Here is a 14553-nt window from a genome sequence, read left to right as displayed (position 1 = left end):
CTAAGTTGACCGAGTCCAGTACCGAACCCGCTGACGACGTCTCCACCGACGGTGGAGTGCGCCGCACCGTGCTCCCCGGCGGCCTGCGCGTGGTCACCGAACACGTGCCCGGCGTGCGCTCCGCCTCCATCGGCGTGTGGGTCGGCGTCGGTTCGCGCGACGAAGGCCCCACCGTCGCGGGCGCCGCGCACTTCCTCGAACACCTGCTGTTCAAGGCGACCCCCACCCGCACCGCACTGGATATCGCACAGTCCATGGACGCGGTCGGCGGCGAACTCAACGCGTTCACCGCCAAAGAGCAGACCTGCTACTACGCCCACGTCATCGACGAGGACCTGCCACTGGCGGTCGACCTGGTCTCCGACGTGGTGCTCAACGGCCTGTGCCGCGCGGTCGACGTCGACGTGGAACGGCAGGTGGTCCTGGAAGAGATCGCCATGCGCGACGACGACCCCGAAGACCTGGTCGCGGACTCCTTCCTCACCGCCATGTTCGGCGACCACCCCATCGGCCGCCCGGTGATCGGCAGCGTCGAATCCATCGAGGACATGCAGGCCGCCCAGCTGCGCGGCTTCCACCAGCGCCGCTACCGGCCCGAACGCATGGTCGTGGCGGTGGCGGGCAATGTCGAACACGAGCGGGTGGTCGAACTGGTGCAGCGCGCGTTCGGACCTCACCTCGACAGTGCCGCCCAACCCGCGCCGCGTCGCGAAGGCAAGTTCCGCGCACAGGGCGCGCCCGGTCTGATCAGGATCAATCGCGACAGCGAACAGACCCACCTCGCCTTCGGTGTGCGCGCGTTCGGCAGGCACGAGGGGCAGCAGCGCTGGCCGCTGTCGATCCTCAACACCATCGTCGGCGGCGGGCTGAGTTCGCGTCTGTTCCAACGCATTCGGGAAGAACGCGGCCTGGCCTACTCGGTGTATTCGAGCGTGGACACCTTCGCCGATACCGGGTCGTTCTCGGTGTCGCTGGGCTGCCAACCCGAAAACCTCGGCCAGGTCACCACTTTGGCGCGCGACGTGCTCGACGAGGTCGCGGCCAACGGGGTCACCGACGCCGAATGTGCCAGGGCCAAGGGATCTTTGCGCGGCGGGCTGGTGCTCGGGCTCGAGGACTCCGCGTCGCGGATGAACCGGATCGGGCGCAGCGAACTCAGCTACGGCAACCATCGCAGCGTGTCGGCCACCCTGGCTCGCATCGACGCCGTCACCACCGAGGAAGTCAGCGCGATCGCCCGCACGCTGCTGTCTCGTCCCTACGGCGCGGCCGTGTCGGGCCCGTATCAGCGCACGCGCGACCTGCCCGCTTCCGTGCGAAAGCTTGTGCAGGGCTGAGTTATTCGGCCGAAAGGCTGGGTTCGGCCCGGTTGGCAGCGTTGACGATCGAGGGGAGCAGGCCGGGAACGGCCTGCTCGATCGCGGCCGTGCGCAGGTTCTGGTAGGTCTGGCCGTCGATGGTCAGACGTTCGATCAGCCCGGCTTCGCGCAGGATCTTGAAGTGGTGCGTCGCGGTGGACTTGTTGATCGCGTCGTACAGCGCCGCGCACCGGATCGGGGCGGCCGCGTTGCTCAGGCGGCGGACCATTTCCAGGCGGACCGGGTCGTGCAGCGCGCCCAGAACGACGGGGAGTGCCGCCACCGGTGCCGGCAGATCGTTAGCCTGTGTCATGATTCACCTCGCTCAGGTGTTTGATGGGCATCATACTCGGCGTAATCTGGGACACGTTCGATGGTGATCAAACTCTGCTGATGGAGACTGCTGTGGCGGCGACAACGATGCCTGTGGCCGAGGCCGGCCAGCGCTGGGCGTACGGCCTGATCCTGGCCGCGAGCGCCGTGGCGCTGGGGGTGTCGGGTGCGCCCGCTCCGCTGTACGGCATCTATGAAACCCAGTGGCACCTGTCGCCGCTGACCACCACCGTGGTGTTCGCCGTGTACGCCTTCGCCGCGTTGGGCGCGGTGCTGGTGTCGGGTCGGATCTCCGATGTGGTCGGCCGCAAGCCCGTGATGATCGGTGCGTTCGCGACCATGATCGTGGGTCTGGTGGTGTTCCTTCTTGCCGATTCGGTGCCGATGTTGTTGCTGGCCAGGGCATTACACGGGGCCGCGGTCGGCGCCACCGTGGTCGCCGGTGCGGCGGCGCTGCTGGATCTGCGACCCGAGCGTGGCGCGCGGTCCGGGCAGCTGACCGGGGTGGCGTTCAATGTCGGCATCGCGGTCGCGGTGCTCGGTACCGCAGTGCTCGCGCAGTACGCGCCGTCGCCGCTGCGCACACCGTATGTGGTGATCGCGGTGGTGTGTATCGCCGCCGGTGCGGGCATTCTCGCGCTGCGTGAGCCGCACACCGCGCGGGTGAAGGCGCGCATCACCATCGCCCGGCCGTCTGTTCCACATGAGATCAAGGCCGATTTCTGGTTCTCCGCGATCGGGGTGATGGCCGCCTGGTCGGTGCTGGGCGTGCTGCTGTCGCTGTACCCGTCGCTGGCCGCGGCCGAGACCGGCGTGCACAACCTGGTCTTCGGTGGTGTTGTCGTCGCCAGCACGGCGCTGGCCGCGGCGCTGTCGCAATTGTTCGCCACGCGCGTTCCCGCGCGTCGGGCGGCGGTGATCGGTGACCTCGGTATGGCCGTGTCGCTGCTGGCCACCATTCCGGCGCTGGCCACGAAACAGCCGGCGGTGGTGATCGCGGCGGGCGTGATCCTGGGCGCCACCTTCGGGCTCGGTTTCGGTGGATCGCTGCGGCACCTGTCGGAAGTGGTGCCGCCGCATCGCCGCGGCGAGACCATGTCGGCGTTCTACCTGCTGGCCTATTCGGCGCTGGCGTTGCCGACCTTGGTGGCGGGGTGGGCGGCCACGACGTGGGGGCTGACGACGGTGTTCCCGTGGTTCATCGTGATCGTGTCGGTGGCCTGCATGGTCGCCGCGGTGTTGGGTATGCGCGGGACGCGCGCCGCCGCGAAACTGGCGTAGTGACAGGCCGGTCCCTTGTCGCGAGGGACCGGCCTGACCGGTTCTACGTGGGCCAACCGCCGTACGGGACGGTGATCAGTTCCAGGAAGTGGCCGTTGGGGTCGAGGAAATAGACCCCGCGGCCGCCGTCGTGATGGTTGATCTCGTTGACCCCGTGCTGCTGTGGGTCGGCCCAATGGTCCAGTTTGTAGCGCTGGATCTTGGCGTAGGCCGCATCGAACTCCTCCTCGGAGACGAGGAAGGCATAGTGCTGCGGCTGGATCTCGGACGTGTGCGGTGGGACCTTCGCGAAATCGAAGGCCGCGCCGTGGTCGAGGGCGATCGGAATGAACGGCCCCCACTGTTTTCCTACGTCCAACCCGAGGATGTCCGCCCAGAACTCGGCGGTCTCCCGATTATCGTGACATCCGACAATGGTGTGATTGAACTGCACTGACAGGGGATTTCTCCTTGTTCGTGATGGCACCGACCCTGGGCTCGGTACGAGGCGGCCGACAGGAGCACCATCACCGAGATCGAGATTAGCCACAGATCCCGGACCCTGTAAAGGGTGCTCGCGGTACCGTCGCGCCCATGAAGATTCGTGGAGCCGTCCTGGAACGGATCGCCGACCCGGCGCCGTTCGCCGATTCGCAGCCGATCACCGTGTGCGACCTGGAACTGCGCGAACCGGGACCGGGCGAACTGCTGGTGCGGATCGAGGCGGCGGGGCTGTGTCACTCGGATCTGTCTGTGGTGGACGGTAATCGGGTGCGACCGGTGCCGATGCTGTTGGGGCATGAGGCCGCGGGGATCGTGGAATCCGTCGGCTCGCAGGTCACCGATGTGACGCCTGGGCAGCGGGTGGTGATGACGTTCCTGCCGCGCTGTGGCGAGTGTTCGGGCTGCGCGAGTAACGGTCGGACACCGTGTGGGCCGGGCAGTGTGGCCAATAATGCGGGCGAGCTGCTGGGCGGCGGGCGGCGGTTGACCCGTGACGGTGCGGAAATCCAGCATCACCTGGGGGTTTCCGGTTTCGCCACGCACGCGGTAGTGGACCGGCGTTCGGTGGTTCCGGTCGACGATGATGTGCCGCCCGAGGTGGCTGCGGTGCTGGGGTGCGCGGTGCTCACCGGGGGTGGCGCGTTGCTGAATGCGGCGAAACCTGGTGTGGGAGACCGGATCATGGTTGTCGGGCTGGGTGGGGTCGGGATGGCGGCGGTGCTCGTGGCGGTGTCGCTGGGGTTGGGTGAGGTGATCGCGGTCGACACGGTGCCCGAAAAGCTCGCGCTCGCACGTGAATTCGGAGCGACAGCGGCTTTCACTCCCGCCGAAGTCGCGGAACAGAAGGTGGTGGCCGATGTGGTGGTCGAGGCGGCGGGCAATATTCGCGCGTTCGAAACCGCTGTCGCCGCAACGGCTCCCGGTGGTGTCACCGTGACCGTCGGCCTGCCCGCGCCCACCGCCACCGCCACGATCTCGCCGCTGGCACTGGTTGCCCAGGGGCGCACCATCATCGGTAGCTACCTCGGCTCCGCGGTGCCCGACCGCGACATTCCCGAATACGTCCGGATGTGGCGTGCGGGCAAACTGCCACTGGAACGCCTGGTGTCCGCGCGGATCGGCCTCGACCAGGTGAACCAGGCGATGGACGACCTCGCGGCAGGCGCGGCCCTACGCCAGCTGATCATCTTCAACTAACCGCCGACTCACCCACGCCCCCGGGGTGCCGCATCGCCAGCACGACCTGGACCATTGATCACCACGCTCCTGTGGTGTTTTTTCCGCCGAAATCACACGACCAGAGCGTGGTGATCAACTGATCAGGTCGTGGCGATTCGATCGCGGGGCGAGGTCGGGGCGGGGGTGGGGGCGGCTGGTCGATAGGCTTTCCGAGCAAGTGGAGTCGAGGACGAGGAGATGCGGGTGACCATTCGGGTCGGAGTGCTCGGAGCACACGGCAAGGTCGGGCAGGCGATCTGCGCGGCCGTGGAGGCGGCGCCCGATCTGGAGCTGGTCGCGCAGGTCGACAAGGGTGACGCGCTCGAGACGTTCACCGACACGGGCACCCAGGTGGTCGTCGACTTCACCCATCCCGACGTGGTGATGGGCAACCTGAAATTCCTCATCGAGAACGGCATCCACGCGGTTGTCGGCACCACCGGCTTCGACGAGGCCCGTTTGGCGCAGGTCAGCGAGCAGCTGGCCCAGCATCCCGAGGTGGGGGTGCTGATCGCGCCGAACTTCGCCATCGGCGCGGTGCTGTCGATGCGGTTCGCCGAACAGGCCGCTCGGTTCTTCGACTCGGTCGAAGTGATCGAACTGCACCACCCGAACAAGGCCGACGCGCCCTCGGGCACCGCCTACCGCACCGCCGCGGTCATCGCCGCGGCCCGCGCCGAAGCGGGCGTGGGGATCAGCCCCGACGCCACCACCGCCGAACTCGAGGGTGCTCGCGGCGCCGACGTCGACGGGGTGCGGGTGCATTCGGTGCGCCTGGCGGGTCTGGTCGCGCATCAGGAAGTGCTGTTCGGCACGCAGGGCGAGACGCTGACCATCCGCCACGACTCGATCGACCGTTCCTCGTTCGCGCCGGGCGTGCTGCTGGGCGTGCGTGAGGTCGCCGGGCGGCCTGGTCTGACCGTCGGGCTCGACCCGTTCCTGGATCTGTGAGTAACTCCGACGCGCAGCGACCTGATCGGCGGGTCCTGAAAATCGTTGCGGTCGTGGCGTTTCTGGTCGTCGCGCTGCTGTTCTACTTCGTCCGGCTCGGCGGTATGGCCATCGCCTACATCGCCGACGGCGGGGTCGCGGGCATCGTGATCGGCATCGGCATGTTGTTGATGCCGGTGGTCGGTGCCTGGATCCTCTGGGCGACCCTGACCGCAGCTTTCGATCACCAACGGTTGGCCCGGCGGATCCACGAGGAGGACCTCGAGGTCGACACCTCCGAACTACCGCGCCGCCCTTCCGGCCGGATCGAACGCGACGCCGCCGACGCCTTGTTCGCCCAGATCAAAACCGAATGGGAAGCCGACCCCGACAACTGGCGCTCCTCCTACCGCCTGGCCCGCGCCTACGACTACGCCGGCGACCGAGGCCGCGCCCGCGACACCATGCGCCGCGCGGTGGCACTGGAAAAACTGGAACGCCAACCCGGAGAGTAGACAGCCATGGCCCGGTTGCTGATCATCCACCACACCCCGTCGCCGCACACCCAGGCGATGTTCGAAGCGGTCCTGTCCGGTGCCGACGACCCGGAGATCGAGGGCGTCGAGGTGGTTCGCCGGGCCGCGCTGGCGGTCACCGCCGTCGACGTGCTCGAAGCCGACGGATTCCTGCTCGGCACCCCGGCCAACCTCGGCTACATGAGCGGCGCGCTCAAACACGCCTTCGACACCATCTACTACCCCTGCCTGGACTCCACGCGCGGGCGGCCCTACGGCCTGTACCTGCACGGGAACGAGGGCACCGAAGGCGCGGAAGCCAGCGTCGAGCGGATCACCACCGGTTTGGGCTGGCAGCGTGCCGCCGCGGCGGTCGTGGTTTCCGGGCCGCCGACCAAGGCTGATCTGGAGAAATGCTGGGAACTGGGTGCCACTGTTGCCGCTGGTCTGATGCACTAGAGCGGCCTCGCCCCGAATTTTGGTGGGCTGACACGCGGGCCCGCCATGCGGTAGAACTCGAGCCTGACGTGTTGCGGGCTGGCCGCGGTGGGTGTTCGAACAGGGAGTTGGTCGGTGAGCGAGTTGCGCGCAGTGCGACGGGTCGGACTGGTGGAGGACCACGAGTCGGTGGCGATCGGGCTGGCGGCCATGCTCGGCCCCGAACCCGACCTGGAGCTGGTGGCGGTGGCGGAGTCCGTGTCAGAACTGCTCGCGCAGACCCGCGACCTTGACCTGGTGGTGCTGGATCTGCGGCTGCCCGACGGGTCCACGCCCGAGGACAATGTGAACGCGCTGCACGAACAGGGCATCGAGGTGCTGGTGTTCACCGGCGCCGACAACGCCTTCCTGGTCCGCTCCGCGGCCAAAGCGGGGGTGCTGGGGGTGCTGCGCAAGTCCGAGAGCGTGGCCACGGTGGTCGCGGCGGTGCGCCGGGCCGCGTCGGGGGAACAGGTGGTGACCACCGACTGGGCCGCCGCCATCGACGGTGATCCGAAACTGTCCGATGTCGGCCTGAGCCCGCGGCAGGAGGAAGTGCTGATGCTGTACGCGTCGGGGGAGAAGGCCTCGCGGGTGGCGCGGCTGACCGGGCTGTCGGAACAGACCGTCAACGACTACCTCGGCCGGATCCGGCAGAAGTACTCCGACGCGGGCCGTCCCGCGCCGACCAAGACCGATCTGTACAAACGGGCCGTCGAGGACGGGTGGCTACCCGTGCCGGAAAGGCAGCAGCGCACGTGACCGACCTCGCGGTCGCGACGGCGCCCGCACCGGAAGCCGACGCCGAACTGTCCCACGCGGCCACCGATCAGATCCTGCGCAGGCTCGGCGTGGTGACCGGGACCGGCGCGATGATCGTGATGGTGCTGGAACTGCCCGCGGTGCTGGTCCAGCCGTTGGACCTGTCGAGCTGGCCGGAAGTGCACCTGATCGCCGCCTATCTGATGTTCGGGGCGCTGGCGATCGTGTCGGCGCGCGGACCGGTCGAGTCGATCCGGCGCACCGCCGCCGCGGCCGCGGTCTGCTATCTCGCGGCCACCCTGGCCACGCCGCTGGTGTACTCGGTGGTGCACATCGGTTCGTTCGCGTCCTGGCCCTATCGCGGGCTGGCCGTGGGCGTGCTGGCGGCGGGACTGGCGTGGTCGCGGCGCACCGCGGCGGGCTACGGAGCGCTGCTCGCGGTGGGCACCAGTGTGGCCAATGCCCTTGTCGTGCCGGACAGTTCGGTGTGGGCGCTGTTCGGCGACATCACCCGCGGGATCGGTGTGGCCGCGCTGTTCCTGTGGTGCGCGGTGTACGCGCGCGCCGCCGCGGAACGGGTCGACCGGGAAGCGGTGCGGCAACGCGCGCGGGCGGCGGCGGTCGCGGCGACCTCGGCACGCGAACGTGAAGGCGCGCGGTTCGCGGCACTGATCCACGACGCGGTGCTGTCGACCCTGCTGGAAGCCTCACGCGCGCAACAGTCTTCGTCGGTGCTGCGCAATCAGGCCGCGCGCACCCTCGAACAGCTCGAGCTGTCGCGGACCGCGCCCGAGATCGACCACCTCGACGCCGCCGCGACCATCGACTTCCTGCGCGAGGCGGTGCACGACGTGGCACCCGAGGTCGCGGTGCAGGTGTCCTCGCGACAGGCGGCCGATCTGCGGCTGCCGCTCGAGGCCGCCCAGGTACTGGGCGCGGCGCTGGCCGAAGCGGTGCGCAACAGCGTGCGCCACGCCGACGTCGCCGGTCGCACCGTCCGGCGGGGGGTGTCGGTGACCATCGCGACCGGCGGCATCCGGGTGGTGCTGTCCGACGACGGCGCGGGCTTCGACCCCGCCCGAGTCTCGGTCGACCGGATGGGCATCGCGGGCAGCATCCTGGGCCGCATGCGCGCACTGGCGGGCGGCGCGGCCTTCGTGGAATCGGCTCCCGGCACGGGAACCGTGGTGACGCTGGTGTGGGGGAGCTGATGGTCGACCGTGATCTGCCGTTCGCGATGCGCGACCTGTTCGGGCTCAGCGACGGCACCGCCTGGCTGTTCGTAGTCATCTTCGAAGCCACCATCGTGATGTACCTGCGGGTGAACTTCGACTTCGCGCCGCCGCTGGCCGCGGGCACCGCGCTGCTGCTGATGGCCGCCGCCGCCATGGTGGTGCTGGTGTTCCCGGTGGACCCGCTGCCCTGGCCCGCCACGGCGTTCGTGGCGTGCGCCGGACCTGCGGCGATGGCGCTGACCCTGCCGTGGGTCACCAATCCCTCGGGCTTCTCCCAACAGCTGTGGACCGCCTATCCCACGTCGTACCTGCTGGCGATGCTGGTGCTGCGCGGGCGGATCGCGTCGGCCTGGTTGGGGGTGGCGACGGCGGCGACCGTGCTGATCACGATGGGGGTGTTCACCTCCTGGCATGCCGAAACCGTGGTGCGCGCGATGACTCCGGTGGCCACGGTCGGCGCGGTGACGGTGTTCATGTCGATCGTGCGCCCGACGCAGGCGTCGCTGCGGGAACTGCGTAGCGACGCCAACCGGCGCGCGGCCACCGAGGCGGCGCTGGCCGCGGCCACCGCCGAACGGGATCGTCAACTGGGCGCGCTGGACCGAGTGGCCGGGCCGCTGCTGACCCGCATCGCCGCCGGCATCGAACTCACTGACAGCGAACGCGAACAGTGCCGGTTGCTCGAAGCCGAACTGCGCGACGGGTTGCGCGCACCGCAGCTGGTCACCGACCGGCTCAGCGCCGCCGCGCGCGGCGCCCGATCGCGCGGGGTCGAGGTCACGCTGCTCGACGACGGCGGTTTCATCGGCGTGCCGGAATGGGTACGCCACCAAGCGATTTCGGCCGCGGTCGACGAACTCGACATGGCCGCGGCCGGTTCGGTGACCGTGCGGGTGTTGCCCGTGGGCAGGCGCTGGGTGGCCACCGTGCTGGCCGCCGCGCCGACCGGGGATCGACGCACCGAGATCGACACCGCGGGGCAGGTCAGCGTCTCCACCTGAGCCCCGATTTTCTGTCGTACCCCTGTGTCAGGCTGGGGTCATGCAGCGGATGAATGCGGCGCAGGCCCGGCGAACGGCACTGGCCGCGCAGGGATTCGGTAAGCGACGACCAACCAACCCCGGTCGACGGGCCGTGCTCGACGTGGTCGCCAGAACCCGTCTGCTGCAAATAGATTCGGTGTCGGCGGTGGTGCGCGCGCACTACGCGCCGGTGTTCAGCCGGATCGGACCCTACGATCGCAGCCTGCTCGACAACGCCGCCTGGGGCGACAGTGCCAAGGCCCGGCGCGGGCTGGTGGAGTACTGGGCCCACGAGGCCGCGCTGATCCCGGTCTCGGACTGGCCGCTGATGCGCTGGCGCATGACCGAGTACCAGCACGGGCGCTGGGCGGGGATGCGCAAGGTCGTGGACCGAAATCCGACGCTGGGCAAGGACATTCTCGATGTCGTCACCGAGGTCGGCGCCGCTAGCGCGGGGGAGATCGAGAAACATCTGGAACTGGACAAGCCGCGGGCGAAGGGGACGTGGTGGAACCTCAGTGACACCAAGATGATCTGCGAACAACTGTTCGCGGCGGGGGAGTTGTCCACCGCGCGCCGGGTCGGTTTCACCCGCCATTACGACCTCACCGAGCGGGTCGTTCCCGCTGACGTGCTCGGTCGGGAGATCAGCGAAGACGATGCGGTGCGCGAGTTGATCCGCCGATCCAGTCGCGCGCTGGGTGTCGGCACCGAGGCCGACCTGCGCGACTACTACCGGCTGGCCAAACGGCAGAGCGCGCCCGCGATCGCGGATCTGGTCGACGCGGGCGAACTGTTACCGGTGCAGGTCGACGGCTGGGACGCCCCCGCCTACCTGCACCCGGAGGCGAGCACACCGCGTCGGATCACCGGGACCGCACTGCTGTGCCCGTTCGATCCGCTGATCTTCTTCCGCCCGCGCACCCAGCGGGTCTTCGACTTCCACTACCGGATCGAGATCTACACCCCCGAACCCAAGCGGGTGCACGGCTACTACGTGTTCCCGATCCTGCTCGACGGCCAGCTCGTAGGCCGGGTGGATCTGCGCGCCGAACGCGCCACCGGCCGATTACTGGCCCCCGCCGCCTTCGCCGAACCAGGCCACGCCACCACCGAGACCGGGAGGGCCTTACGCGAGGCGCTGCGCGAAATGGCCGACTGGCTCGAACTCGACGAAGTCGTTATCGGCGACCGAGGAGACCTCGCCCCGCTGCTGTGATCGGAGTGCTCACCAACCCTTACCGCCGTACCCGCGCATCTGATCCTTCAACGCGCCACTGACCGCACCCGACAGCCACGAGTTCAACGACTGACCGTTCTGCTGGGCCGCCTCCTCGGCTTTGGACTTCAACTGCTCGACCAGACGCAAGGTCACCCGGCTGATATCGCCGGTCATCTCCTCGAAAGTCGGTGGTTCGTCATCCCCGGACGGCGTGTTCTTGCGCACGTCGGCCACCGCGTCGGTGCCGTCCAGTCGCACGTGCACGGTGCGGTCACCGAGTTCGGTACTGATCTCGGCGGCCAGTTCCGACAGCGCCGACAGCAACACCAGGCGCGTGGAACTTTCCACCGCGGCGGCCAGGGCAGCGGCGGTGGCCTGCGTTTTCTCGTCGCCCAGTGCCGCGGCGGCGATCAGTTCCTCGCGCAACCGCGCGGTATGAGCATTGAGATCCATGACATCAGTGTGACGTCATAAGTGACATCACGCAAGGCCAAAGCCCGCCACCGGCAGCCGCTTCGGGCGCTAGGGTGTCGGCGCCACACCGGCGACCGGGTAGCCTTTGTGACCATGACGAACGGTGAATCGACGCCAATCCAGCTGCGCGCGTCCGGCACGGTCGGTGTCGCGATGGTGACCCCCTTCAGCGCTGCGGGCAAGCTCGACGTCGATGCCGGTGTCGCACTGGCGGCACACCTGGTCGACCGTGGTGTCGACCTGCTGATCATCTCGGGCACCACCGGTGAGTCCCCGACCACCAGTGAAACAGAGAAGGCCGACCTGCTGCGGGCGGTCGTGGACGGCGTCGGCGACCGCGCCACCGTGGTCGCGGGTGCGGGTACTTACGACACCGCGCACTCGATCGAACTGGCGCGGGCAGCGGAGAACGCGGGCGCACACGGCCTGCTGGTGGTGACGCCGTACTACTCGCGGCCCACGCAGGAAGGCCTGATCGCGCATTTCACCGCGGTCGCCGACGCCACCGCGCTGCCGATCACGCTCTACGACATCCCACCGAGGTCGGTGGTGCCTATCGCCATCGACACGATCCGGCGCCTGGCCGAGCATCCCAACATCGTCGCGGTGAAGGATGCCAAGGGCGATCTCGTCTCCGGAGCCGATCTCATCGCGACCACTGATCTGGATTTCTACTCCGGTGACGACGGACTGAACCTGCCCTGGCTGTCGGTCGGTGCCGTCGGGTTCATCAGCGTCATCGGACATCTCGTTCCGGAACGACTGCGCGAAATCCACCAGGCCTACACCGCTGGTGATGTGGCCAGAGCGCGTGAGATCAACGCGACACTACTGCCGCTGTATGCGGCCATGACCCGCCTGGGAGGTGTGGCGATGTGTAAGGGAGGACTCCGTTTGCTCGGCATCGACGTAGGTGAGCCCCGTTTGCCCCAGCTCATGCCCACCCAGGCTCAACTGGAGGAACTGATGCTCGATCTAGAGGCCGCGGGGGTGTCGGCATGACCGAACCCGTAGCGCGCAAGGCCCGTCGCCGTTCGGCATCGCGTGCGGCAGGCGCGCCCGAACCGACACCCGTGGAAAGTGTGCAAGCCGCGGTGAACAAGGTGGTGCCCCCCAAGGCGGCACCCAAGGACGCACCGGCCATCGACGAACCGATCGCCGTGATCACCGCCGAGGCCAACCTGGCCGGTGCCGCCGAAGTGGGCACCGACCTGCTCAGCGTCGCCGAGGAGCGGGTGACCGAGAAGAAGACCGCGCCGCGCCGCTCGCGCAGCAAGGCGGCCACCACGGCCACCGAGCCCAAGAGCAAGCCGGCCGAAACCAAGAGCAAGCCCGCCGAGCAGTCCCGCGGCGGCGGTCGTGGCAGGCAGCAGGGCGGCGGTCGCGGTCGCGGCTCGCAGCCGGTCGCGCAGCCGCGCGAGAAGGCCGCCCACGACAAGCTGGGCGCACCGCCCAAGCTGCCCAAGAACGGTCTGCGCGTGTTCGCGCTGGGCGGCATCGGCGAAATCGGTCGCAACATGACCGTGTTCGAATACGACGGCAAGCTGCTGATCGTGGACGTCGGCGTGCTGTTCCCCGAGGACCAGCAGCCCGGCGTCGACCTGATCCTGCCCGACTTCGGGCCCATCGAGCACCGGATGGACGACATCGTTGCCGTCGTGCTCACCCACGGCCACGAGGACCACATCGGCGCGCTGCCGTTCCTGTTGCGTCTGCGCCCCGACATCCCGGTGATCGGCGCCAAGTTCACCCTCGCGCTGGTGGCGGCCAAGTGCCGCGAGCACCGCCTGCAGCCCAAGCTGCGCGAGGTCACCGAGGGCGAGACCACCGTGCACGGGCCGTTCGAGCTCGAGTACTTCGCGGTCAACCACTCCATCCCCGACGCGCTGGCCATCGCCATCCGCACCGGTGCCGGCGTGGTGCTGCACACCGGCGACATCAAGCTCGACCAGCTGCCCTTGGACGGCCGTCTCACCGACCTCGCGGGCTTCTCGCGACTGGGTGACGAAGGCGTGGACCTGCTGCTGATCGACTCGACCAACGCCGAGGTTCCCGGCTTCGTCACCCCCGAGCGCGAGATCGGTGGCGTGCTCGACAATGTCATCGGCAAGGCCACCAACCGCGTCATCGTGGCCTCGTTCGCCAGCCACGTGCACCGCATCCAGCAGGTCGTGGACGTGGCGCAGAAGTACAACCGCAAGGTGTGCTTCGTGGGCCGCTCGATGGTCCGCAACATGGAGATCGCGCAGGACCTGGGCTACCTGACCGTGCCCGACAACGTCGTGGTCACCCTCGACCAGGCCGCGAACCTGCCCGGCAACCGCATCGTGCTGGTGTCCACCGGTTCGCAGGGCGAGCCGTTGTCGGCGCTGTCGCGCATGGCGCGTGGCGAGCACCGGCAGATCAACATCCGCGCCGACGACCTGGTCGTGCTGGCGTCGTCGCTGATCCCCGGCAACGAGAACTCCGTGTTCGCCGTGGTCAACGGCCTGGCCCGCCTGGGCGCGACCGTGATCACCCAGCAGAACGCCAAGGTGCACGTGTCGGGCCACGCCTCCGCGGGTGAGCTGCTGTACCTGTACAACGCGCTGCGTCCCACCAACGCGATGCCGGTGCACGGCGAATGGCGCCACCTGCGCGCCAACGCCGCGCTGGCCGTGGCCACCGGTGTGCCCGAGGAGCGGGTCATGCTGGCCGAGGACGGCGTGGTGGTCGACATGGTCGACGGCATCGCCTCCATCGTGGGCCGGGTGCCGGTCGGGCACGTCTACGTCGACGGCCTGTCGGTCGGTGACGTCGGCGAGTCGACCCTGTCGGACCGCCTGGTGCTGGGCGAGGGTGGTTTCATCTCGATCACCATCGTCATCGACTCCACCACCGGCAAGCCGGTCAGCACGCCCGAGATCAACGGGCGCGGCTTCTCCGACGACGCGAAAGCGCTCGACGGCGCCGCCGAACTGGTCGAGGCGGAGCTGCTGCGCCTGGCCGGCGAGGGCATCACCGACGCGCACCGCATCGCGCAGGGTGTGCGCCGCGTGGTCGGTCGCTGGGTCGCCGACGTCTACCGTCGTCGTCCGATGATCGTGCCCACGGTCGTGGCTGTCTAGCTCACCGATAGACACGAAAACCGCCGGGCGACATTGTCGCTCGGCGGTTTTCGTCTGTCATCCGGCGTAATCGACCAATTCGGCTCGCAAAAGCCGGTTCTGCGACTTTCGGGCGTCGAAGTGGTCGATTTCGCCG

15 protein-coding genes are annotated in these 14553 nt (G+C 68.6%); 12 read left to right on the top strand and 3 right to left on the bottom strand.

Going from position 1 to position 14553, the window contains the following annotated elements; translation table 11 throughout:
* The first annotated feature begins 5 nt into the window (after positions 1-5).
* Complete coding sequence (locus ACFWU5_RS25845) at positions 6-1337, top strand: M16 family metallopeptidase (protein ID WP_379240988.1); 1332 nt, start codon at positions 6-8, stop codon at positions 1335-1337.
* Position 1338: 1 nt separating this feature from the next.
* On the opposite strand, the gene ACFWU5_RS25840 is transcribed toward ACFWU5_RS25845, so the two are convergent.
* Positions 1339-1671 carry an ArsR/SmtB family transcription factor gene (locus tag ACFWU5_RS25840; RefSeq protein WP_379269349.1) on the bottom strand — a complete coding sequence of 111 codons (333 nt, stop codon included), beginning with the start codon at positions 1669-1671 and terminating at the stop codon, positions 1339-1341.
* Positions 1672-1751: 80 nt separating this feature from the next.
* Here ACFWU5_RS25840 and ACFWU5_RS25835 point away from each other — a divergent pair, with 80 nt between their 5' ends.
* A complete protein-coding gene (locus tag ACFWU5_RS25835) occupies positions 1752-2972 on the top strand; it encodes an MFS transporter (RefSeq protein WP_379269347.1) in 1221 nt (406 codons plus the stop codon).
* 43 nt (positions 2973-3015) lie between these two features.
* Here the strand turns inward: ACFWU5_RS25835 and ACFWU5_RS25830 are convergent, their stop codons facing one another.
* A complete protein-coding gene (locus ACFWU5_RS25830; RefSeq protein ID WP_379240990.1) occupies positions 3016-3411 on the bottom strand; it encodes a VOC family protein in 396 nt (131 codons plus the stop codon).
* A 134-nt stretch (positions 3412-3545) separates the two neighbouring features.
* On the opposite strand from ACFWU5_RS25830, the gene ACFWU5_RS25825 reads away from it, so the two are divergent.
* The 8 genes from ACFWU5_RS25825 (at position 3546) to ACFWU5_RS25790 (ending at position 10833) form a co-directional block, all read left to right on the top strand.
* Positions 3546-4652, top strand: a complete 1107-nt coding sequence (locus ACFWU5_RS25825) for an alcohol dehydrogenase catalytic domain-containing protein (RefSeq protein ID WP_379269345.1) — start codon at positions 3546-3548, stop codon at positions 4650-4652.
* A 225-nt stretch (positions 4653-4877) separates the two neighbouring features.
* Positions 4878-5624, top strand: a complete 747-nt coding sequence (dapB, locus tag ACFWU5_RS25820) for a 4-hydroxy-tetrahydrodipicolinate reductase (RefSeq protein WP_379269343.1) — start codon at positions 4878-4880, stop codon at positions 5622-5624.
* Positions 5621-6118, top strand: coding sequence for a hypothetical protein (locus tag ACFWU5_RS25815; RefSeq protein ID WP_379269341.1), 498 nt, complete (start codon positions 5621-5623; stop codon positions 6116-6118). Before dapB ends, ACFWU5_RS25815 begins: the two co-directional genes overlap by 4 nt.
* 6 nt (positions 6119-6124) lie before the next feature.
* Complete coding sequence (locus ACFWU5_RS25810) at positions 6125-6577, top strand: flavodoxin family protein (RefSeq protein ID WP_379269339.1); 453 nt, start codon at positions 6125-6127, stop codon at positions 6575-6577.
* A 114-nt stretch (positions 6578-6691) separates the two neighbouring features.
* Positions 6692-7357, top strand: a complete 666-nt coding sequence (locus tag ACFWU5_RS25805) for a response regulator (RefSeq protein ID WP_379240824.1) — start codon at positions 6692-6694, stop codon at positions 7355-7357.
* On the top strand, positions 7354-8568 hold the full coding sequence (locus ACFWU5_RS25800; RefSeq protein ID WP_379269337.1) for a sensor histidine kinase: 1215 nt from the start codon (positions 7354-7356) through the stop codon (positions 8566-8568). The genes ACFWU5_RS25805 and ACFWU5_RS25800 overlap by 4 nt, the downstream gene beginning before the upstream one ends.
* Positions 8568-9593 carry a hypothetical protein gene (locus tag ACFWU5_RS25795; protein ID WP_379240826.1) on the top strand — a complete coding sequence of 342 codons (1026 nt, stop codon included), beginning with the start codon at positions 8568-8570 and terminating at the stop codon, positions 9591-9593. The genes ACFWU5_RS25800 and ACFWU5_RS25795 overlap by 1 nt, the downstream gene beginning before the upstream one ends.
* 40 nt (positions 9594-9633) lie before the next feature.
* The gene (locus ACFWU5_RS25790) at positions 9634-10833 is read left to right on the top strand and encodes a winged helix-turn-helix domain-containing protein (RefSeq protein WP_379269335.1); all 1200 of its coding nucleotides are present in this window, start codon (positions 9634-9636) and stop codon (positions 10831-10833) included.
* 9 nt (positions 10834-10842) lie between these two features.
* Here ACFWU5_RS25790 and ACFWU5_RS25785 read toward each other — a convergent pair whose 3' ends face one another.
* Positions 10843-11289, bottom strand: a complete 447-nt coding sequence (locus tag ACFWU5_RS25785) for a hypothetical protein (RefSeq protein WP_379269334.1) — start codon at positions 11287-11289, stop codon at positions 10843-10845.
* Positions 11290-11403: 114 nt separating this feature from the next.
* On the opposite strand from ACFWU5_RS25785, the gene dapA reads away from it, so the two are divergent.
* Entirely contained in the window at positions 11404-12312 is a 909-nt protein-coding gene (dapA, locus tag ACFWU5_RS25780) for a 4-hydroxy-tetrahydrodipicolinate synthase (RefSeq protein WP_379240829.1), read from the top strand.
* Positions 12309-14417 carry a ribonuclease J gene (locus ACFWU5_RS25775; RefSeq protein WP_379240830.1) on the top strand — a complete coding sequence of 703 codons (2109 nt, stop codon included), beginning with the start codon at positions 12309-12311 and terminating at the stop codon, positions 14415-14417. Before dapA ends, ACFWU5_RS25775 begins: the two co-directional genes overlap by 4 nt.
* Positions 14418-14553 lie beyond the last annotated feature (136 nt).

Origin of the sequence: Nocardia sp. NPDC058640 (genome assembly GCF_042716995.1) — a bacterium.
Lineage (GTDB): Bacteria > Actinomycetota > Actinomycetes > Mycobacteriales > Mycobacteriaceae > Nocardia.
The sequence above is the reverse complement of the archived record's forward strand: the minus strand, read 5'-3'. Positions and strand labels throughout refer to the sequence as shown.

Coding starts and splice junctions, on each gene's coding strand:
- dapA (WP_379240829.1), top strand. CDS start 11,404: ATGACGAACGGTGAATCGACGCCAATCCAGCTGCGCGCGTCCGGCACG.
- ACFWU5_RS25825 (WP_379269345.1), top strand. CDS start 3,546: ATGAAGATTCGTGGAGCCGTCCTGGAACGGATCGCCGACCCGGCGCCG.
- ACFWU5_RS25810 (WP_379269339.1), top strand. CDS start 6,125: ATGGCCCGGTTGCTGATCATCCACCACACCCCGTCGCCGCACACCCAG.
- ACFWU5_RS25785 (WP_379269334.1), bottom strand. CDS start 11,289: ATGGATCTCAATGCTCATACCGCGCGGTTGCGCGAGGAACTGATCGCC.
- ACFWU5_RS25840 (WP_379269349.1), bottom strand. CDS start 1,671: ATGACACAGGCTAACGATCTGCCGGCACCGGTGGCGGCACTCCCCGTC.
- ACFWU5_RS25790 (WP_379269335.1), top strand. CDS start 9,634: ATGCAGCGGATGAATGCGGCGCAGGCCCGGCGAACGGCACTGGCCGCG.
- ACFWU5_RS25775 (WP_379240830.1), top strand. CDS start 12,309: ATGACCGAACCCGTAGCGCGCAAGGCCCGTCGCCGTTCGGCATCGCGT.
- ACFWU5_RS25835 (WP_379269347.1), top strand. CDS start 1,752: ATGGAGACTGCTGTGGCGGCGACAACGATGCCTGTGGCCGAGGCCGGC.
- ACFWU5_RS25795 (WP_379240826.1), top strand. CDS start 8,568: ATGGTCGACCGTGATCTGCCGTTCGCGATGCGCGACCTGTTCGGGCTC.